16 protein-coding genes are annotated in these 21,125 nt (G+C 39.1%); 13 read left to right on the top strand and 3 right to left on the bottom strand.

Annotated elements, in window-relative coordinates:
- The 7 genes from BUA16_RS01630 to BUA16_RS01600 all read left to right on the top strand — a co-directional run bounded on the left by BUA16_RS01630 (nucleotide 1) and on the right by BUA16_RS01600 (nucleotide 7,258).
- On the top strand, nucleotides 1-927 hold the full coding sequence (locus BUA16_RS01630) for an aspartate carbamoyltransferase catalytic subunit (protein WP_072762901.1): 927 nt from the start codon (nucleotides 1-3) through the stop codon (nucleotides 925-927).
- A gap of 7 nt (nucleotides 928-934) precedes the next feature.
- On the top strand, nucleotides 935-1,267 hold the full coding sequence (locus tag BUA16_RS01625; protein ID WP_072762900.1) for a ribonuclease Z: 333 nt from the start codon (nucleotides 935-937) through the stop codon (nucleotides 1,265-1,267).
- Nucleotides 1,268-1,589: 322 nt separating this feature from the next.
- Nucleotides 1,590-2,495: a ribonuclease Z gene (locus BUA16_RS01620; RefSeq protein WP_072762899.1), complete on the top strand. Its 906-nt coding sequence runs from the start codon at nucleotides 1,590-1,592 to the stop codon at nucleotides 2,493-2,495.
- A 569-nt stretch (nucleotides 2,496-3,064) separates the two neighbouring features.
- Nucleotides 3,065-3,712 carry a pyridoxamine 5'-phosphate oxidase gene (gene pdxH, locus BUA16_RS01615; RefSeq protein WP_072762898.1) on the top strand — a complete coding sequence of 216 codons (648 nt, stop codon included), beginning with the start codon at nucleotides 3,065-3,067 and terminating at the stop codon, nucleotides 3,710-3,712.
- A gap of 81 nt (nucleotides 3,713-3,793) precedes the next feature.
- Complete coding sequence (locus BUA16_RS01610) at nucleotides 3,794-4,279, top strand: SixA phosphatase family protein (protein WP_072762897.1); 486 nt, start codon at nucleotides 3,794-3,796, stop codon at nucleotides 4,277-4,279.
- Nucleotides 4,280-6,358: a polyphosphate kinase 1 gene (gene ppk1 / locus BUA16_RS01605; protein ID WP_072762896.1), complete on the top strand. Its 2,079-nt coding sequence runs from the start codon at nucleotides 4,280-4,282 to the stop codon at nucleotides 6,356-6,358.
- A gap of 12 nt (nucleotides 6,359-6,370) precedes the next feature.
- The gene (locus tag BUA16_RS01600; RefSeq protein WP_072762895.1) at nucleotides 6,371-7,258 is read left to right on the top strand and encodes a Ppx/GppA phosphatase family protein; all 888 of its coding nucleotides are present in this window, start codon (nucleotides 6,371-6,373) and stop codon (nucleotides 7,256-7,258) included.
- Nucleotides 7,259-7,344: 86 nt separating this feature from the next.
- Here BUA16_RS01600 and miaE read toward each other — a convergent pair whose 3' ends face one another.
- Nucleotides 7,345-7,926, bottom strand: coding sequence for a MiaE family protein (gene miaE / locus BUA16_RS01595; protein ID WP_072762894.1), 582 nt, complete (start codon nucleotides 7,924-7,926; stop codon nucleotides 7,345-7,347).
- A gap of 168 nt (nucleotides 7,927-8,094) precedes the next feature.
- Between miaE and BUA16_RS01590 the strand changes: the two genes are divergently transcribed.
- The gene (locus BUA16_RS01590; protein WP_245795498.1) at nucleotides 8,095-8,964 is read left to right on the top strand and encodes an EboA domain-containing protein; all 870 of its coding nucleotides are present in this window, start codon (nucleotides 8,095-8,097) and stop codon (nucleotides 8,962-8,964) included.
- A gap of 76 nt (nucleotides 8,965-9,040) precedes the next feature.
- On the opposite strand, the gene BUA16_RS01585 is transcribed toward BUA16_RS01590, so the two are convergent.
- Together BUA16_RS01585 and BUA16_RS01580 are read right to left on the bottom strand one after the other, a co-directional pair.
- Complete coding sequence (locus BUA16_RS01585) at nucleotides 9,041-10,984, bottom strand: hypothetical protein (protein ID WP_072762892.1); 1,944 nt, start codon at nucleotides 10,982-10,984, stop codon at nucleotides 9,041-9,043.
- A gap of 5 nt (nucleotides 10,985-10,989) precedes the next feature.
- Entirely contained in the window at nucleotides 10,990-12,879 is a 1,890-nt protein-coding gene (locus BUA16_RS01580) for a 3-keto-alpha-glucoside-1,2-lyase-like domain-containing protein (RefSeq protein ID WP_072762891.1), read from the bottom strand.
- 443 nt (nucleotides 12,880-13,322) lie between these two features.
- Between BUA16_RS01580 and BUA16_RS01575 the strand changes: the two genes are divergently transcribed.
- From BUA16_RS01575 to eboE, 5 genes are all read left to right on the top strand, one after another.
- Nucleotides 13,323-16,673, top strand: coding sequence for a ThuA domain-containing protein (locus tag BUA16_RS01575; RefSeq protein ID WP_072762890.1), 3,351 nt, complete (start codon nucleotides 13,323-13,325; stop codon nucleotides 16,671-16,673).
- Between the two features lie 257 nt (nucleotides 16,674-16,930).
- On the top strand, nucleotides 16,931-17,839 hold the full coding sequence (locus tag BUA16_RS01570) for a TatD family hydrolase (protein ID WP_084668387.1): 909 nt from the start codon (nucleotides 16,931-16,933) through the stop codon (nucleotides 17,837-17,839).
- On the top strand, nucleotides 17,840-18,742 hold the full coding sequence (gene eboC, locus BUA16_RS01565; protein ID WP_072762889.1) for a UbiA-like protein EboC: 903 nt from the start codon (nucleotides 17,840-17,842) through the stop codon (nucleotides 18,740-18,742). It abuts the gene before it with no gap.
- A 13-nt stretch (nucleotides 18,743-18,755) separates the two neighbouring features.
- The gene (locus BUA16_RS01560; RefSeq protein WP_072762888.1) at nucleotides 18,756-19,931 is read left to right on the top strand and encodes a 3-dehydroquinate synthase; all 1,176 of its coding nucleotides are present in this window, start codon (nucleotides 18,756-18,758) and stop codon (nucleotides 19,929-19,931) included.
- Complete coding sequence (gene eboE, locus BUA16_RS01555) at nucleotides 19,931-21,124, top strand: metabolite traffic protein EboE (protein WP_072762887.1); 1,194 nt, start codon at nucleotides 19,931-19,933, stop codon at nucleotides 21,122-21,124. The genes BUA16_RS01560 and eboE overlap by 1 nt, the downstream gene beginning before the upstream one ends.
- The last annotated feature ends 1 nt before the right edge of the window (nucleotide 21,125 follow it).

Here is a 21,125-nt window from a genome sequence, read left to right as displayed (position 1 = left end):
ATGGCTGAATTAAGTGTAAATCACTTGTTGGGAATTAAATATCTTAAAGAATCGGATATTCAGCTCATTTTAGAAACAGCAGATCATTTTAAAGAGGTTATCAACCGATCCATAAAGAAAGTACCTTCATTGCGCGATATTACTATTGCGAATATCTTTTTTGAAAATAGTACCCGTACAAGACTCTCTTTTGAATTGGCAGAAAAAAGATTATCGGCCGATGTCGTCAATTTTTCTGCAGGACAATCTTCTGTGAAAAAAGGGGAAACCCTTATCGATACCGTTAACAATATTCTTTCGATGAAGGTAGATATGGTGGTGATGCGTCACCCCAATCCCGGAGCAGGAATATTTTTGTCGAAACATGTAAAGGCAGCTATCGTTAATGCTGGAGATGGTGCCCACGAACACCCTACCCAAGCCTTACTGGATTCTTATTCTATCAGGGAAAAATTAGGCGATGTGGCTGGGAAAAACGTGGTGATCGTTGGCGATATTCTACACTCAAGAGTAGCGTTATCCAATATTTTTGCCTTAAAATTGCAGGGAGCAAACGTAAAGGTTTGTGGTCCTAAAACTTTAATGCCCAAATATATAGAGTCTTTGGGGGTGACGGTGGAAACAGATTTGCGGAAAGCTTTAAATTGGTGCGATGTTGCCAATATGCTCAGGATTCAAAATGAACGACTCGATATAAGTTATTTTCCGACAACAAGGGAATATACCCAACAGTTTGGGGTAAACAAGGCCTTGCTAGACAGCTTGGACAAGGAAATAGTGATCATGCACCCTGGACCCATCAATCGAGGTGTGGAAATAACCAGCGATGTGGCAGATTCGAAACAATCCATTATTCTAAATCAGGTAGAAAATGGTGTGGCCATTCGTATGGCAGTGATTTATTTATTGGCATCAAAAATTAAATAATGTTATTATGATTCTGACTAAAGAAGGGAATACCACAGTTGTTCTTCAAGAGAATACCTCATTAAATAGTTTTTTGAGTAATCTAAATGAAGCGTATCCAAAAATTAAAAATGATCATATCGTTTTAAACCTTTTTTCATTTTCTAAACTTACACCGGATCACGTATTGGAATTTTTGGAAATTTCTGATACCCATCGCAAATCAAAAAAATCATTTGTTTTGGTGACCGATAAGGTTTCTTATGAGGAGGTTCCAGACAAGATTTGTGTGGTGCCAACCTTGCAAGAGGCGATGGATATTATAGAAATGGAAGAAATAGAAAGAGATTTGGAGCTGTAAGTTAAGGTCCTTTAATCTAACACCGTTGTTTCTATAATTATTTGGGAGGCCTTGGACGGCCTAAATTTACGCTTGCCTTTCAACGTATACCCTAGACCCAAAAGCTGGTTTCTAAACAGAAATCCGTAGTTGAATCTCTAGTCCGGGTAAGGGAAAAATTTGTGTTCAGCGAACATGAAAATCGCTGTCCATACAAATTATAAACCTTATGAAATGAGCATGACCGAAGACTGGTCGGAAATACGGATTCAGTTAGGGGACTTACATGCTTGTACTGAGCGCAGCCGAAGTATGACCGGTAAAAAACAATAAATATCCACATATGAAATTAAATATACTGGGTTGTTATGCGGCTACACCAAGGTCTTTAAATAATCCTACAGCCCAAGTTCTCGAAATTAAAAACCACCTATTTTTAATAGATTGCGGGGAAGGTACCCAGGTACAATTGCGCAAGAATAAGGTCAGGTTTTCCAGGATCAACCATATTTTTATTTCACATTTACACGGAGATCATTTTTTTGGCTTACCAGGGCTAGTCTCCACCTTTCGTTTGTTGGGAAGAAAAACGCCATTACACGTATACGGGCCCAAAGGCATCAAGGAAGCTTTAACCCTACTTTTAAAGCTTGGAGATTCCTGGACCAATTATCCGCTGTTGTTTCATGAATTAACGTCTTCGGATTCAGAACTTATTTTTGAGGACGATACGGTAAGCGTTTCTACCATTCCACTACAACACAGAGTTTATACCAATGGTTTTTTGTTCAAGGAAAAGCCGGGGTTACGGCAATTAAATGTCGCGGCAGCCGAAAAATATCGAATAGATCGCTGCTATTATCAGAATATAAAGAATGGAAAGGATATTAGATTAGATGATAATAAACTTGTCCCAAATGCCGAGCTCACTTTTGATCCTCCAAAGCCTAAGAGCTATGCTTTCTGCAGCGATACTGCCTATACAACATCGATTGTTCCACTGATTAAAGATGTAGATGTATTGTATCACGAGGCTACATTTTTGGAGACCGAAAAAGATTTGGCGCCAAAAACAAAACATGCCACTGCAAAGGAAGCAGCAAGTATTGCTAAAGCGGCCAATGTAGGCAAACTTATTCTAGGGCATTTTTCAACCCGCTATAAATCTATAGAGCTGTTTAAAGAAGAGGCTGAGACAATTTTCTCCAACGTCGCCCTGGCTGATGACGGCAAGGAGTTTGACCTGTAGGTTTTTATTGATGCTAGGTCTCATAAAAATGATCGGACCCAATTAAAAAATGTCGATTCTGGATTCCTATAGCCTTTAACAATTTACTTTGGGCGTTCCCTCCTTCGTCGGGCGGGCCCTTGGCTATATCCCTTGCGCTGCTGCGGGGATGCCGCCGCGGTCCCTAACGCAAAATAACCAGTAAATGAATCATTGCCCTTAGGAGTGATAGGAGTGGAAGTTAATTGATGTTCATTAAGGTGTATTAGGGGAATCGTAAATAGGGGAATCCTGTACACTGACGCAAGAGAAATTTACATCATTTATAAAATATTCAAATTTTAGGGAAAAAGGGTGTATTTTCATGGGGTATATTTGCCATATATAGCGATATAAAATAAAAAATGTTCCCGATCCCATGCGTTCAAAATATATTCTATATCTTCTTCGTTAAAATCTTGTACTATTAATAATAGTTTGTTTTAATTAGGAAACATATCCAAAATAAACCGATGTACTTTTCGTGATTAGGTTTGTTTTGCGCAAATTTGTGTAAATACTAGTATTGTTCAAAATATTAAAGATTTCACATGCAAAAAGACCTAGGGAATTATCGAAAATCCTATGAGAAAAGTGCCCTGACAGAAGGTGCTATTTCTGCTAATCCTATGGAATTGTTTCAAAAGTGGTTTTATGAGGTAGAGGCTTCGGAAGGAGTAGATGAGCCCAATGCTATGACGGTATCCACGGTAGGTTTAGATGGTTTTCCAAAAAATCGGGTGGTATTATTAAAGAAATACACCTATGAAGGCTTTATATTTTATACCAATTACGAAAGCGAAAAAGGAAAGGCCATCGCCCAAAATCCTAAAGTTTGTATTTCATTTTTTTGGCCTAATATGGAAAGACAGGTCATCATAAAAGGGAATGCCGAAAAAATTGCCGAAAATTTATCCGATGGCTACTTTGAGTCCAGACCTTTAGGGAGTAAATTAGGGGCTATAGTCTCTCGTCAGAGTTCCGTAATTCCGGATAGAGAGTTTTTAGAGGAGAAATTAAAGGATTTGGAAAGGTCTTATGAAAATAAGGAGGTAGAGCGACCAATGTATTGGGGCGGCTTCATCGTAAAGCCCGTTTCAATAGAATTTTGGCAGGGACGGCCCAACCGTTTACACGATAGGATCCGTTATAGCCTGCAGCCAGATTTTGACTGGAAAATAGAACGACTGGCACCCTAATAGAAAGTCGGTACCGTTCTTGTTTCTCACGGGTGTTTTGGGAGGGAATTAGTGAATCAATAAAACCATAAAATTGTACACATGAAAACCTTAATTTTAATGAGACACGGTAAATCATCCTGGGAATATAAGGTGTCCGATAGAGACAGGCCTTTAATGGAAAGAGGAATAAAAGATGCAGGATTGGTGGCGAGTACCTTTAGTGCTGCTCCTGTGAAAATCGATGCCGCATTTTCCAGTCCGGCCAATAGGGCATTGCATACGGCTATGATTTTTTTAAGAACTGTCAATGTGCCGTTTTCGCAGTTAGAAGTAGTGCATCAATTGTACGATTTTTCAGGAGAGGATGTCTATCAGTTTATAAGGAATTTGGACAATAAGCTAGAGACAGTTATGATTTTTGGTCATAATGAGGCCTTTACCCATATAGCAAATTCTTTAGGAAACCAATATATAAACAATGTTTCTACCAGTGGTCTGGTGCAGTTAAAATTTGATACAAATGATTGGAATACCGTTGAAAAGGGAACTACGGTTCGAACGTTATTTCCGAAACAATTAAAATAAATGAATAAAAATAAATTCCAATATATTAACCGAGAAATTAGTTGGTTAAGTTTTAATGCCAGAGTACTGCAAGAGAGTGCTGATATAAATGTTCCCCTAATTGAGCGACTTCGGTTTTTAGGGATTTTTTCTAATAATTTGGACGAATTCTTTAAGGTGCGCTATGCAACGGTAAAAAGAATTGTAGATGCAGGTAAAACGGGAAAAAGTGTTCTGGGAGGAGAAAAGGCAAAAGATCTCCTAGAAGAAATAACCAACATAGTAATTAATCAACAAACTAGAAGTTTAGAAATACTAGGGGATATTGAAGCCGAATTGGAGACCAAGAATATTTTCCTGATCAATGAAACGGAAATATCTGAAGGGCAATCCCAGTTTATAAAAAATTACTTTCTGGAAAAGGTGAGTCCTGTTTTAATGACCATTATTTTAAATGATCTTACAGAATTCCCAATGCTGAATGATACCGCGGCATACTTGGCAATAAAACTGATCTTGAAAAAATCCGATGATAAGACCATTGGAAAAAAAGAAAAACGCTATGCACTTATTGAGATTCCTAAAGAAATAGACAGGTTTGTAGTCTTGCCTAAGGAGGGAGATAGGAGTTATATTATTATGTTGGACGACGTGATCCGGTATTGTTTGGGAAGTGTCTTCAATATGTTCGATTACGAATCTATATCGGCACATATGATCAAAATTACGCGGGATGCCGAGCTCGATATGGATAATGATCTAAGCAAGAGTTTTATTGAAAAGATTTCCTCTAGTGTAGAGCATCGTAAAATAAGTGACCCGGTACGGTTCGTATACGATAAGAATATAGGGGAAGATACTTTGACCTTCCTGAAAGATAAAATGGATGTAGAGGATACCGATAGTGTAATTCCGGGAGGAAGATATCATAATCGACGTGATTATATGGGGTTCCCTAGCTTAGGAAGGCAGGATTTGATGTATGAGAAAATATTGCCTTTACCGGTAAAAGGGATTTCTATGGAAGGAAGCCTTTTTGAACGAATTGCAGAGAAGGACTTTTTGCAATACACTCCATTTCAGACGTTTTCCTATATTATAAAATTTTTGAGAGAAGCGGCCTTAGATCCTAAGGTTCGCAATATTAAAATTACGGTCTATAGACTCGCTAATAATTCACAAGTTGCCGCGTCTTTGATCAATGCCGTAAAAAATGGAAAGCATGTAACGGTGCAGATAGAGTTGCAAGCAAGATTTGATGAGCAGGCAAATATTAAATATGCCGAGCAATTGCAAGCAGAGGGTGTGAAACTGATCTTTGGTGTCCGCGGACTTAAAGTTCACAGTAAAATCTGTTTGGTAGAACGCGAAGAAGGAAACGAAATAAAGCGATACGGGTTTTTGAGTACTGGGAACTTTAACGAGTCCACGGCTAAGATATATACCGATTATACCTTGTTTACAGCCCATCAAGGAATCTTGAAAGAACTGAACAAAGTCTTCGATTTCTTTGAGACTACCTATAAAATCAACAAATATAAACACCTTGTAGTTTCTCCTCATTATACTAAGAATGTTTTTAAACGCCTGATAGATAAGGAAATACGAAATGCAAAGGAAGGAAAAGAAGCCTTTATAAAAATTAAAATGAATAGTTTTACTTCTTATAAAATGGTCGATAAATTGTACGAAGCCAGTCAGGCAGGGGTAAAGGTTCAATTGATAATAAGAGGAATTTGCTGTTTGGTACCTGGAGTAAAGGGAATGAGCGAGAATATTGAAGCAATCAGTATTGTCGATAAATTCTTGGAGCATCCAAGAGTTTTTATTTTCGGGAATGATGGTAGTCCAAAAGTTTATATATCATCAGCAGATTGGATGACTAGAAATTTAGATTACCGTGTAGAGGTGGGAGTGCCTATCTATGATCAGGATGTTAAACAAGAATTGTTGGATACTTTCGAAATTTGTTGGCAAGACAATGTAAAAGCACGTGTTTTTTCCGAAAAACAGGATAATGCTTATAGGGAAAATGACCAAAAGAAGGTCCGTTCTCAATTTGCGATGTACGACTATTACCTAAATAAATTAAATTCTTAAAATTATTGACTATTGAAAGTACGTAAATTTGCCGCTATAGATATAGGATCCAATGCAATCCGTTTATTGACCCATAACGTTATCGAGGAAGAAGGTAAAAAAACGCTCTTTAGAAAGAGTGCTCTTGTGAGACTTCCAATTCGTTTAGGAGAAGATGTCTTTGTAAACGGAAGGATTTCTGATAGGAACACCGATCGTTTGGTCAATGCCATGAAAGCCTTTCAGTTACTGATGAAGGTACATGGGGTAGAAAAATATATGGCTTGTGCCACATCTGCTATGCGAGAAGCCGCGAATGGGGAAGAGGTGATTGCCGGAATTTTTGATGCCTCGGGCGTCAACATAGAAATCATCGATGGGGAAAAAGAGGCTTCTATAATAGCGTCTACAGACCTAAAAAATGTCATTAAAAAGGATGAAAATTACCTCTATATCGATGTAGGTGGGGGAAGTACGGAATTTACCGTATTTACTGAAGGGGAAATAAAAATCTCCCAGTCCTTTAAAATAGGAACCGTACGATTATTAAATGATATGGTCGATGAGGGCCTTTGGAAGGAATTGGAGCTTTGGCTAAAAAATAATGTAAAAGGACTGGCAAACTTATCAATCATCGGTTCGGGGGGGAATATCAATAAGTTGCACAAAATGTCGGGCAGAAAGCTGGGAGATCCCTTGTCTTATGTATGGTTAAAGGGGCAATATCATTTTTTGCAAAGCCTTACCTTCGAAGAAAGGGTATCAGAATTGGGCTTAAATCCAGATAGGGCCGATGTTATCATCCACGCGACCCGGATATTTATTAACGCCGCCAAATGGTTGGGGGTTAAAAAAATTCATGTGCCAAAAATTGGGCTTTCCGATGGAATTATAAAAACGCTGTACTATACAGAAAACTGAGAGGGTATTATCGATTAGATGGTTCTAAGGCGTTTTATAAAGGTATTAACAAAGCTTGTTCAAAGCATTGTTAATACCTTTTGTCTTTAGCCGTGTACCGATTCTTTGTTTCCAAGATCCTTCATTATTTCGGCTTCATAGGTCAGTAAGGCTTCCCACTTGCTGTCAACCTCCTGGCGATCGCCATATTGTCTGGCGAACTTTAAAAACATAGTGTAGTGGCCAGCTTCGCTAATCATGAGTTTGTGATAAAAGGCTGCCAATTCCTTGTCTTCAAGTTGTTCCGATAGTAATCTGAATCGTTCACAACTACGTGCTTCTATTAAGGCAGCATACAGTAATCGATGAACGAGCTGCGTGGTTCTACTGCCTCCTTTTGGAAAAAACTTCATCAGAGCAATAACATAGTCGTCCTTTCGGTCTCTTCCCAAGGTTTTTCCTCGTTCTAAAATCCGGTCGTGTACCATCTTAAAATGGCCCATTTCTTCCCTAGATAAGGCTATCATTTCTTGGATAAGGTCTGTGTATTCCGGAAAACTAACAATTAACGAAATAGCAGTACTTGCGGCCTTTTGCTCGCAATAGGCGTGATCCGTCAATATCTCATCGATATTTTTTTCTACAATATTGACCCATCTAGGGTCTGTGGGTAATTTTAAACCTAACATAATTCCTTAATTCTATCTCAAAAATAGAAAGAATAGCCCTAAGGGCCATAATATATAATGATATAGTTTTATATTTATTCTTTAGTTTACAACAAATAAGCCTCATTGTGGGGTAAGTTGCTGTTGTTTAGGAAGTAACTTGAATGTTGTGACGTTAAATTTAAAGATTTGAAAAGAAATATGTTGTTTAAAAATGTAAGTAAGCAGTTGTTTAAAATATTGGAGAATAATTTGGCCGAAGATGAGAAGCAATGGCTGTTATTTAAAATAAATCATATTCTGGAAGCCGAATCGACCAAAGACTTATATTTGACCTACAGTCTGATTCCTTCGAAAATAAAATTAAACGAACGCCCCATAACTACAGGAGATACAGAATTGTGGGAGTATCTAGAGACACAGAAAGCCACCATCCATGAATTGGGCCGAATTTATCTTTTGGTGAGGGTGTTGGAAGAAAATGCTACTTTTTTCAAAACTAAAGTTGCTAATATTATCCAAGTGGCAGACAAAAGTGAATTGGAGACTTTTTTAAAGTTTTTAGTCCTTTTACCAAATCCTTCAGATTATAAAAATCAGGCTGTGGAAGCCTTGAGGACCAATATAGCGACTGTCTTCGATGCTATTACCATGAATAATCCGTACCCTGCATTATATTTTAATGATCAGCAATGGAATCAAATGTATTTAAAGGCTGCCTTTATGCAACAAGATTTAAGGCAGATTTTATCGGTAGATGAAAGAGCCAATGCTGACCTCGCCAGGATTATATCAGATTATGGGCATGAACGCTGGGCGGCGTCAAGAGAGGTAGATCCCTGTTTTTGGAGGCCTGTGGCGAAGTTTATAGACGATACGCTTTTAATGGATATGGAACGTTTATTACACAGTGAAAATATCGCTGAGAACAAGGCGGGTGCCCTTTGTTGCTATGTTTCAGAGAACCCTAAGGCAAAGAATATGTTGGCGGCCTTTCCGCAACTGGTAAAAAATATAGAAAACGGATCCTTGTCCTGGGAAACCTTAACTGCTTCCTAAGAATCGGAATGTTATAAAAAAAAGGCCTCAAATCTATCATAGATTTGAGGCCTTTTTAATAGGGAATTGGGTCGGATTATTTCTTCAAGGAATTTATCCAGGCCGCTATTTTTAATGCCTGATCTTTTGGAACATGGGGCATAGGTGCCATCGGAGTAGCATATTCTGGCCAGTTCTTAGGCTGTGGATTGTAGATTAAATCTACAATTTTCTCGTCCGTATAATTGCGTTTGGCAATTTCTTTAAATGACGGGCCAATTACCCTTTTGTCCTTGTGGTGACAGGCAACACAGGTGTTATTCGTTAAAAATGGTTGAATTTCGGTATCCGTTAAAACTTTAATATTGGTCGCTATTTGCTTAGGAGCGGCCTTTTTAGGAACTACTTTTTTTCTGGCACTAGATCTTTTGGTAGATAGTTCGGATACTGGTAATTTATTACCATCAGGAATATTGTTAAGAGTGTAGTAAAAAGTAGGATGCAATAGTGGATTGGAAGATGTTTTTGCCTTTACTCCGGCAAGCATAATCTCATGTACATAATAGGGTCTAAGATTATCGGTAACCACGCGTACCTTCATCCCGTCTTCACTTACTTTTACACCTTTAATTTTAATTTCTTCTATATTGGTCTGTGGACTACCATAGGCGGCATGATATTTATAGATGTAGCTTTTTCCAGTATAGGAATCCAAGTCTTCTGCAGAAGACTTGTCTACGGGAAAGGTAAATTCTAGTTCAAATCCGTCTGGCATCGCCTTTACCGTTTTCATCTCAAAAGGCATACGGCCGGTCCAAGTAAGGAATTCTAATCCAGAATTGGTAGTTCCTGCAGAACCCCACCCCCTGTTGGTTTCTCCTACAAATAGTCGTCCATCATTATCAAAATCCATTCGCATGACACCCGATTGGAATCCAGATCTAAAATCGAAGGCTACCCCTTGGTACTCACCTTTTACCTTTTCTAGGACTACTCGCATAATTTTACTTTGTCCCATGTCGCCAACGAGTAACTGACCGCTAAAAGGCCCGAATTTCCCTTTTGTTTCATCAACTTTTAATTCGGAGTTCGAAATCCCTAAAATTCCATGAGGAAGAATGACCGCAGGAAGTTTTAAACCTGGGAAATCTTCTAAAAATTGATAGGCAAAATCCGGATTTTTTTCATCATTGATATTCTCGGGCTTCACATAACGACCATTTACCTTTACCTGTCTCATGTCTATTTTGCTATAGAATTGCTCTTCGGTAAGGGTAATAGGAGAGTCTTTATGACCAGACCATTTTAGTCCCGCAGGATGTCCGGCAAAGGTTCCTTTAGGAAGGTGCCAAATAGCACCAGAACCAACCCAGTCTCCTTGGTTTTCGGAATAGAATAACTCGTTATCTACCATTCCGTATCCGGCTGGAGAACGCATTCCCGTTGCCCATGGTTCCATTTGACCATCTTCAGTGATTTTCATGGTCCATGCTCGCCAAGGTTTGCGGCTTTCTCCACGCCACCATTCCTCATTGCCAAAAGCAACGTTGGCAGTGACAAAAAAGCTGTTATCGGGAGCTAAAACAGGACCAAAAGAATATTCGTGGTAATGAGTAGATAGGGGCCATGCGTAGACGGTTTTATATTCATCCGCAATCCCATCACCATCAGTATCTTTTAATTTGGTCAATTCTCCTCGCTGAGCGGTATATAAGGCGTCGTTTTTATAAGCAAGGCCTAAAGGCTCGTGAAGGCCTTGAGCGAATTTTTTAAAAACAGGCTGCTGGCCGTTGGCCATTGAGGGGTTTTCTATGGTCCAAACGTCCCCTCTTCGGGTAGCTACCGCTAAACTCCCATTAGGCAGGGATACGACACCACCTCCTTCTACCAGAATTCCTTCTGGAGTGGGGATAGTAGTGATCCTATAATAATCGTCCTCGGTAGGAGTGTTTTGTGCAAATAAGGCAGTTGTAGAGGCAAACAAGCTGATGAAAGCAAATGTTTGTGTCTTTTTTAAAGTGTTATGTATGTAGGTTCTCATGTTTATTACCAAATTATTTCATATTTTATAGTACTGCCATCGGCTAATACCAACAATTCTGTCTCACCATTTAATTCCCGAACTATAGGCTGTTGACCCGAAAGAATATTGACGTAATATTCCTTGTCGTTGATGGTAAAAGAACCATCTGCTTGTTTTTCTGCCTTGCCCGATGCTATTTTATAATACCAATTGGCATCTACAGTACCAGAAACATTGATCTCGTGAATTAAATGGGTGTTGTTGTTATTAGGATATATTTTATTAGTGATGGAAGCTCCTTTATAATTATGTTTAAAAATAGGTAAACCATCGATCGTATCAACACTATACCCTTCTGGTTTAAAGTCAGGAGTTGTTCCTGTGGCAGGGAAAGGGGCATTTAAATCCTCGAGTTGGGCTAATGGCTGATTTAAAAAAGTCCATTGTACTGCACCATCGGGGTTAAAAGAACCGTTACCACGGCTATGCCACATGGGGGTAGCGTTGACAAAATTGCCTCGCCATACGCCAACAAGGTTAGCCGATTCCAAATCGTAAACAAAATTAAGACCCTCATTAGTACCGACACCTATCGTATGGGAAAGACGTTGTTGGTTGCCTTTAAAGCTAACAAATCCTCTTAGCATTCGTGGATCGGCCTCGGCAGAAACATATATAGGGGACACTGAATTTACATTTGGAGGGTATGAATCGACTACATGAAAACTTTTTGGATTGGTTTTAGCACTGCTTATTGTAAATCCTAATCGAGGGGCTCTCCATGCGGCCGTTTTAATATTTGTGATCGTAAAGGAATGGGTTCCGGCATTTAAAGTAATTTCTTTAGAAAGTACGCCTTCGGAATCCGAGGAATTGTTAGAAACTATAGTTTTACCATCTATAGCAAAACTAGCTCCACCGGTATACCCAATTTCAAAGGTATAGTTGTCATCTTCTGGGATAGTGATGCTGCCAGAATAAGTAATGCCGTAGGCATCCTCTTCATCTGTAACATGTACATCGATATTTTTAGCAGTTCCTTCCTTTACAACTTTTGCGGCCTCTAGATCTTCCAAACCTTTAAAATCGCCTTTATACGTTTTATAGGAAAGCTCGTTAAGGGCTACCTTGGAGTTTGTCAACAATTGGTATTTTATATTTCTAAAAGCAATAGGGCCGTGGTCTCCTTGTATCATCAAAGGTCCGGTTGCAACTTCGGTATTGGAAATAGGGCCTCCAGTAGGCAAAGGTATTTCTACATTACTATGGATTAAAACACCGTTCAAGGTCGCAGAGATTATCTTGGCATTGGCGATTTTCTCACCAGCATCATTAAATCTTGGGGCTTGGAAGTGAATGGCAATTTTTTGCCATAAGCCAGGAGCTTTTGTTGGGTTGCTTAAAGGGGGGATTCCCATAAATATCTTTCCTGGTGTTGTTTCCCAATTTCGGTGGATACCACCAATATCACTGGAAGTAGGGTTCATAACACCCCAGCTGTCCTTTAATTGTACTTCATATCGACCTTGTAAGTAGATACCAGAATTGGAACCATTAGGAATAAGTACTTCCAATGCTAATTTTAGGTCACCGTGTTCCCATGTTGTCAACAAATGGTCTTTTTGTGTCTCGCTATAGTTGTTGTATAGAATTCCGGTTCCGGCTTCTGTCTGTACAGCAGCTAATGTTGGGGCCGACTTCCTTTTTTTGCGTTTACGGCGTTTAGAAGTTTTATCTGATACGGGTGCGGGCTCCGGATGTACCGAAATGTTTCGATTGGCTAAAACATTGCCAATAATTTGCCAATTTCCTGATTGATTTCTGAAATCATTCATGTTTTCCAATGATAGTTGCTCTTGAGCAAGCATGCTAAAACTAGAAAATAGTAAGAGGATAGATACTTTGATTTTCATTTGATTATACTTGTTTTAAAAAATGGTGAACTCTTGGAAGTATCATAAAAATGAGGGTTGAGTTATAATACTTTAGGCTTTTAGCAATTAAATGAGATTTGTGGTATTTTCTTTAAATGAATCGCTAGGCAGTTTTTCTCGTGGAGAAATGTATGGCGTCTGGACGTATGGGTATTGGGATGCTTTGTGATTTTACAATTTTAAATATCATTTTGTTGTAAGGTTTCATCTAGTGCTTTTAATAGTTAAATGCTTAATATTTAAGTGTTTTTTTATGTGAAGTTGCAATAATAAGCTCAAAAATTATAAATTGTAGCACAATTTTGGATAAAATTAAGATAAAGAGCAAAAAAAGTATCAAGTGATGGTAAAATGAGCATACTTAATCACTCCGGGCTTTTCTTTTAATAAGAATCTAGATATAAAAAACAAATTAAGGGTATATGATAAATGTGTTTAAGGGCATTCTAATGCTTTTTTTAATAGGTGTTTTGGGGGCTTGTACTTCTAAGGAAGAAAAGTTGTTGGTATTCAGTAAAACGGAAGCTTTTAGACATGGATCTATCGAAGCCGGAATAGAAGCCTTAAAAAAAATAGGGGCTGAGAACAATATAACTATAACATTATCGGAGGATGCTTCTGACTTTACAGAGGAAGTATTACGAGAATATGCTGCAGTGGTTTTTCTAAATACCACCGGTGATGTTTTAAATGATGTTCAACAAGCAGATTTTGAAAGATATATTCAGGCCGGAGGTGGCTTTGTAGGTGTTCATGCAGCTACAGATACCGAATATAATTGGCCTTGGTATAATAAACTGGTAGGGGCTTATTTCGATGGACACCCAAAAGTTCAAGAAGCAACATTAAAGGTGACCAATAAAGCCCATCAGGCGACAAAATCATTGGGGGCTATTTGGGTCAAAACTGATGAATGGTACAATTTTAAAGATATTAATCCCGATATAAATGTGTTGATAGCTATTGATGAGACTAGTTATGAAGGCGGTACAAACGGGGATAATCATCCAATTTCTTGGTATCATGACTACGATGGGGGCAGATCTTTTTATACGGAAATGGGGCATACCGATGACACCTTTACAGATACTGCTTTTTTGGCTCATTTGCTGGGAGGTATTAAATACGCCATGGGAGAAAATGTATTGGATTACACCAAAGCCAGGACAAAAAGAATTCCAGAAGAAAATAGATTCGTTCGTAAGGTATTGGATTTTAATTTGAACGAACCTATGGAGCTCGATGAATTGCCGGGGAGAGGAATTTTGTTTGTGGAGCGAAGAGGGAAGTTAAAACTCTATGATTTTGAAGCCGAAGAAACAAAGATCATCGCCCAATTAGATCTGTTCTACGGGAATGAAGATGGTTTGTTGGGATTGGCAGTAGATCCTAATTATAGGGAAAATAACTGGATCTACTTATTTTATTCCGCTGCAGGGGAAGAGTCCAAGCAATATGTTTCTAGATTCGACTTAGTGGGCGATTCCCTGGTCCTAGGTTCCGAGAAAAAATTACTGACCATTCCGACTTTAAGAAAATGTTGTCACAGTGGGGGAGCTTTAGAATTTGGTGCTGACGGCAATCTGTATATTGGCTTGGGAGATAATACCAACCCTTTTGAGTCCTCTGGATTTGCCCCAATAGACGAGCGTGAGGGAAGAGCCTTATGGGACGCGCAAAGATCGGCAGGAAATACCAACGATTTAAGAGGTAAAATTTTAAGGATTAGACCAGAAGATGACGGTAGTTATTCTATTCCTTCAGGAAATTTATTCCCAGAAGGCACCCCAAATACAAGACCAGAAATATATGCGATGGGACTTCGGAACCCATTTAGGTTTTCAGTGGATAGTAAAACAGCTTATTTGTATTGGGGAGATGTAGGTCCCGATTCCGGAAAAAATGACCCTCAGCGAGGTCCGCACGGGATGGGCGAATTTAACCAGGCAAGAAAGGCTGGCAATTGGGGGTGGCCTTATACAAGAGGCAATAATCAGTTGTATAATGATTATGATTTTGCGACCAAGACGCCTGGCGCCAAGTTTAATGCAAAAAAACTGATCAATGATTCTCCCAATAATACCGGACTTAGGGAATTGCCCGCGGCCCAGGAATCCATGATTTGGTTTTCCTATGGTGAGTCCGAAGAATTCCCTTGGCTGGGAGCTGGTGGGGTGAACCCTATGGCCGGACCTGTTTTTCGCGCTTCCGATTATCCTGGTGCAACTAATTCCTTTCCAGATTATTTTGAAGGGAAATTGTTTTTGTACGAATGGATGAGAGATTGGATATATGTAGTAACCTTAGATGAAAATCAGAATTACGTGAAGGCAGATCCATTTATGCCTAATAGTGAGTTTTCCCATCCCATGGATATGATCTTTGGTTCTGATGGCAACCTATATGTTTTGGAATACGGGCAAAAATGGAATTCCCAAAACATGGATGCCCGTTTAAATAGAATTAGTTATGAAGGTGGGAATCGAAAGCCGATAGCAAGAATTACTGCCGATAAAATGGTGGGTGCACATCCTTTTACCGTGCAATTCTCAGGGGCAGCATCGGAGGATTATGACAAGGAGGAGCTGCAATATGAGTGGTTTTTTACCCAAGAGACCGTACAAGATAAAAGCGAAACACCTTCCTTTACTTTTACAGAACCCGGAAAATATACGGTTCGTTTAAAAGTAACTGATAAAGCAGGGAATACCAGTGAAAGTACCGAGGAAATATTGGTGGGTAATGATGAGCCAGTGATAAAAATAGCCTTGGACACCGAAAATGTCACCTATTGGGACAACCGTCAAGTAAAGTATAAAGTGAGTGTGGTGGATGCGCAGGACGGAAGTAGCGAGGAGGGGAGTATTTCTTCTAAGGATGTAAAAGTAACTTTTGATTATATCCCGGAAGGTGAAGATATGGTTAAGGCTACCCTTGGCCATCAGCAAAACACGGTTCCAGAGGGGAAATCTCTCATAGATGGTACCGATTGTAAGGCCTGTCACGCTGTCGATGTTAAAGTAAATGGGCCTAGTTATAAAGAGATTTCTCAACGTTATTCCATGACCGATAAACCATATTTGATAAGTAAGATTATAAAAGGAGGGTCTGGTGTTTGGGGCGAAGGAATGATGTCGGCCCATCCTCAGTTAAAGGTTGAGGAAGTAGAGAAAATGGTAGATTATATCTTGTCCTTGGAGAATGGCATGAATAAAAAAGAAACGCTACTCCCCTTGGAAGGAGTCCTTAGTTTTAAAGAACATATGGTAAATAAGACCGAGGGGAAATATGTTGTTATGGCTTCCTATTTGGATAAGGGAGCCACAGATTTAGAAGATTCGAAGTTGCAAGGGAGAGCCCAGGTGATTTTTAAATACCCAAAATATGAGGCCGAAATGGCCGATGAAAAAAGTGAGGGCCTAAGTTTTTGGGATGCCATGGGAGATAATATGGTGGGTGATATAAAAAATAATTCCTTTTTAAAATTTAATAATGTATCCTTGGCTGGATTAAAAGGAGTTCGCTTGTCCATGTTTTTTGGGCCCGATACCCAATACTATGGAAAGATTGAAGTCCGCGAGGGTAATGCTGCCGGAAAGGTAATGGGAACCCAGGTTATTGATCATTATGACAAGAAGGAGGGACGAAAAAAGGAAATTTCGATTCCCGTGAATCCTAGTTCCGAAATCGGAACTATTTGTTTAGTCTTTGTTAATGAAAAGGATAAGGATCAGGTGATTGCTAACCTGGATTGGATGGCTTTACAATATTAATGGGTCAATAAGTTTGGTAAGATATGTCGTTTCTAAGCTTATTTTAGAAACGACATGTCTATTTTGGGATTGTTAAATGCGGTTTAAAAAAGGGCAAAGGTTGTCCTTATAACCTATTAATTCAGTAATTTTATCCGTTGGAGAATTTCCTGATTTTATACCTCGAATATCTGTGACTGTAGAGGAGTATTGTTTAAAAGAAGGAAGTTGACTATTATATGAATAATTAAATATTAAAAAAAATATAGAAGTATACTATGGAAGAGAAAATGATGATAATAGATCCGCACGTACACATGACGTCTAGGACTACCGATGATTATGAGGCTATGGCGGCGGCAGGAGTGGTAGCCATCATTGAACCTTCTTTTTGGTTGGGACAGCCACGGACACAAGTGGGTTCTTTTCAAGATTATTTTAGCAGTTTAGTAGGGTGGGAGCCCTTTAGAGCTAGCCAGTTTGGTATTAAACACTACTGTACTATCGGATTAAACTCTAAAGAAGCCAATAATGAAGCCTTGGCGGAACAGGTGCTAGAATTACTACCGTTATATGTTCATAAAGAAAACGTAGTGGCTATTGGAGAAATTGGTTACGACGATCAGACCCCTGCGGAAGATAAATATTTTAGGGCGCAATTAGAATTGGCTAAAGAATTGAACTTGCCGGTTCAGGTACATACCCCTCATAGGGATAAAAAGGCCGGAACAATTAAGAGTATGGAAGTTTGTCTAGAGCATGGTCTAGATCCCTCTATGGTGGTTATTGACCACAATAATGAAGAAACGGTAAAAGAAGTTCTAGACCGTGGGTTTTTGGCAGCTTTTACCATTTACCCTAAAACAAAAATGGGGAATGAACGAATGGTTGAAGTGGTTCGTAAATTTGGAAGTACCAATATTATCGTAGACAGCTCGGCAGATTGGGGTGTTAGCGATCCTTTAGCAGTGCCAAAAACAGCGTCTTTGATGTTAAAAAGAGGTATATCTAGAGAAGATGTGAGAAAGACATGTTACCAAAATGCCTTGGATATTTTTGGAATGAACGGAAAAATGAAGGAATCGGACTGGTTAAACCCATCTGGAATCAATCAGACCCAACTCTTTAATGATAATAGTGTTTTACGAGGGCAAGAGCCTAAGGTAGATACTGATAAGATTGTATAAATGAATCCTGTAACTAAAGGATATTTAAGACTTACAAGACCTGCAAACCTACCTACTTCAGCGGCCGACATTTTAGCCGGTACTGCTATCTCAGGAGTTTTTATGCACGCCACTTTAGGGGAGTCATCTAGCGTCAATAATATAGAACATATTCTAATATTGATAATGTCTTCGGTACTGTTGTATGCTGCAGGAGTGGTGTTAAACGATGTCTTCGATTATAAAATAGATAAAACAGAACGTCCAGAAAGACCTATTCCCTCTGGTCTGGTACCTTTAAGATCGGCCGCCATATTCGGAGGCGTATTAATGGCATTAGGGGCAGGGATCGCTTTTTTGGTAAACCCTTTAAGTGGCTTAACGGCTACCGCTCTAGGTTTGGTTATTCTTTTGTATGATAGTTTAGCAAAACATCACGGTTTTTTTGGCCCTCTGACCATGGGAACCTGTAGAGGCATTAATTTATTATTGGGAATAAGCATACTAGGTTCTTTTAATTATTGGTGGTGTGTGTCTATTCCTATAGTGTACATTGCCGCGATTACCCTTATAAGCAGGGGGGAGGTGTATGGGAATAATAAAAAGCATATCCTTTTTGCAGCGACCTTGTACGCCAGTGTAATTCTTGGTGTTTTGTTGCTGTTCGTTACCGCGGACCTTAATGTGCTACAGGCGTTGCCCTTTCTTGTGTTGTTCGCTATCCTGGTATATAGGCCATTGATGAAGGCGTATAAGATTAATTCGCCCGAAAATATAAAGAATGCAGTTGTTGCCGGGGTCCTATCTATAATAGTACTAGACGCAACCCTGGTTGTAGGTTTCTCCTATTGGTGGGTTGGATTACCAACCCTACTATTATTGCCTTTATCCAAATTTTTGTCCAAACTGTTCGCAGTTACCTAAAGTTAATAAAAAGATGCAACATTATAAAGCTATCGCCCAGTCGTTTAAAGTTCCTTTTGAATATAAACTTCATTTTACGGAACAGCTGTTTCAGGCGAATAATCCCCTGTTTAAAAATATAATTTCCGATTATAATGAAAAAGGAAACGTAAAGGTCCTTTTTGTTATTGATGATGGAGTTGTAAAAAATCATCCTTCCCTACAAGAAGATATAAAAGGATATTGCCAAACCTATAAAGAGACTATTGCTTTAACAGAACAATTAATCATTGCAGGTGGGGAGCAGTGTAAAAACGACTACGAAAATGTGGAACGTATTTTAGAAGCGGTCCACGAAAATCGTATTTGCAGACATTCTTTTGTTGTGGTTATTGGTGGCGGTGCTGTTATAGATATGAGCGGTTATGCCGCGGCTATAGCCCATAGGGGTGTAAAACTTATCAGGATTCCTACTACGGTACTATCTCAAAATGATTCGGCCGTAGGGGTTAAGAATAGTATTAATATTTTTGGGAAGAAGAATTTCTTGGGGACTTTTGCCCCTGCATATGCCATTATTAACGATAGTCGATTTTTAACGACCTTGGAAAATAGGGATTGGATTTCCGGTATTTCCGAAGCCATAAAAGTGGCACTGATTAAGGATGATGTATTCTTTAAATATATAGAAGAAAAAAGTGTTTTGTTGCATGCCAGGGAAATGGAGAGCATGCAGTATTTAATATATCGCTGTGCAGAAATGCATATGGAACATATTGCCCAAGGAGGGGACCCTTTTGAAAGTGGCTCTTCTAGGCCGTTAGATTTTGGTCATTGGGCGGCTCATAAACTTGAGTATATGACCAACTACCAATTGAGGCACGGGGAAGCTGTCGCTATTGGCATGGCGTTAGATTTAACATATGCCCATTTTATTGGATTAATAGATAAAGCAACCCTTGAACGCGCTCTTAAGGTGATGGAACAGGTCGGATTCGATTTGCATATTCCTATCAAGGGAGAACAAGAATTGGATGAACTACTGGCGGGAATAGAAGAATTTAGAGAACATTTAGGAGGAGAACTTACTATTACCCTTATCTCTAAAATCGGAAAAAAACACGATGTCCATGAAATCGATATGGCAGTAATGAGAAAATCGGTAGTTTGGCTCAATGAAATGTACCAACCTAAAATGTCGCAATTCTAATGATTATTAACAATAAGTATCACCTAGGGTACTGTACCAATATACATCCAGGAGAAAACTGGCAGCAAACCTGGGAGAGTTTAAAGAAATATCTTCCTAGAATAAAAGCAGAAGTTGCAGCAGGGGTACCCTTCGGTGTTGGTTTGCGATTGTCTAATACAGCCAGTGAAGAATTGCAAGAGGGAGATCACTTGCAAAAACTCAACGATTGGTTAGAAGAGAATCAAATGTACGTTTTTACTATGAACGGGTTTCCTTATGGGAATTTTCATAACGAAAGGGTAAAAGATCAGGTGCATGCACCGGATTGGACCACTACAGATAGATTGACTTATACCAAAAGACTCTTTGATCAGTTAGCATTTTTAGTTCCAAGAGGTATTTCAGGAGGAATTTCGACTTCTCCTATAAGTTATAAACATTGGCATAAGACGGAAGCGGCTTTGGAAGCGGCATTCTTAACTGGGGCCAAAAATATGGCTCAGCTAGCCCTGCATCTATATGGGATTGAAAAAAATACGGGTAAACACCTGCATTTAGATATAGAACCAGAACCAGATGGCATGCTCGAAAATAGCGATGAGGTATTGCAATTTTTTGAGGCTTATTTACTTCCTCAAGGCAGTACCCTGCTGATGGAAGTCTTGGGAGTGGATGCAGCTACGGCTAAGGAGCTTATTTTGAAATATATCACTGTTTGTTACGATGTATGCCATTTTTCTTTAGCGTATGAAGAGCCGGAATATACCCTGACAAAGTTTAGGGATGCCGGTATTAAGGTTGGGAAAATTCAAGTTAGCTCAGCTTTAAAAATAGTATTTAATGAAGGCGATACTGAGAAGGTATGGGGCTCATTGGAACAATTTAATGAAGGGGTATACCTGCATCAGGTGACCCAAAAGTGTGATGATAGGGTAGTTACCTATAATGATCTGCCTAAGGTATTGGCAGAGAGGCCCGATGCAGAGGAGCTAAGGGCGCACTTTCATGTCCCCATTTTTTTAGAGAAATACGATGCTTTATTTTCTACCCAAGACCAAATTATCAAGGTCGTGGAATATCTTAAAAATAATCAGGTGTCCGAGCATTTAGAAATAGAAACGTATACCTGGGATGTATTGCCAGCTGCTTTGAAAACGAATCTGAGCGAGTGTATCGTTAGAGAAATACAATGGTTAAAGAATAAGCTTTAAA

The organism is Arenibacter nanhaiticus (assembly GCF_900141935.1).
Taxonomy (GTDB): domain Bacteria; phylum Bacteroidota; class Bacteroidia; order Flavobacteriales; family Flavobacteriaceae; genus Arenibacter; species Arenibacter nanhaiticus.
This window is presented reverse-complemented; position numbering and strand designations above follow the sequence as displayed.

Coding starts and splice junctions, on each gene's coding strand:
- BUA16_RS01580 (WP_072762891.1), bottom strand. CDS start 12,879: ATGAAAATCAAAGTATCTATCCTCTTACTATTTTCTAGTTTTAGCATG.
- BUA16_RS01575 (WP_072762890.1), top strand. CDS start 13,323: ATGATAAATGTGTTTAAGGGCATTCTAATGCTTTTTTTAATAGGTGTT.
- BUA16_RS01610 (WP_072762897.1), top strand. CDS start 3,794: ATGAAAACCTTAATTTTAATGAGACACGGTAAATCATCCTGGGAATAT.
- ppk1 (WP_072762896.1), top strand. CDS start 4,280: ATGAATAAAAATAAATTCCAATATATTAACCGAGAAATTAGTTGGTTA.
- miaE (WP_072762894.1), bottom strand. CDS start 7,926: ATGTTAGGTTTAAAATTACCCACAGACCCTAGATGGGTCAATATTGTA.
- BUA16_RS01585 (WP_072762892.1), bottom strand. CDS start 10,984: ATGAGAACCTACATACATAACACTTTAAAAAAGACACAAACATTTGCT.
- pdxH (WP_072762898.1), top strand. CDS start 3,065: ATGCAAAAAGACCTAGGGAATTATCGAAAATCCTATGAGAAAAGTGCC.
- BUA16_RS01625 (WP_072762900.1), top strand. CDS start 935: ATGATTCTGACTAAAGAAGGGAATACCACAGTTGTTCTTCAAGAGAAT.
- BUA16_RS01620 (WP_072762899.1), top strand. CDS start 1,590: ATGAAATTAAATATACTGGGTTGTTATGCGGCTACACCAAGGTCTTTA.
- eboC (WP_072762889.1), top strand. CDS start 17,840: ATGAATCCTGTAACTAAAGGATATTTAAGACTTACAAGACCTGCAAAC.
- BUA16_RS01560 (WP_072762888.1), top strand. CDS start 18,756: ATGCAACATTATAAAGCTATCGCCCAGTCGTTTAAAGTTCCTTTTGAA.
- BUA16_RS01570 (WP_084668387.1), top strand. CDS start 16,931: ATGGAAGAGAAAATGATGATAATAGATCCGCACGTACACATGACGTCT.
- eboE (WP_072762887.1), top strand. CDS start 19,931: ATGATTATTAACAATAAGTATCACCTAGGGTACTGTACCAATATACAT.
- BUA16_RS01630 (WP_072762901.1), top strand. CDS start 1: ATGGCTGAATTAAGTGTAAATCACTTGTTGGGAATTAAATATCTTAAA.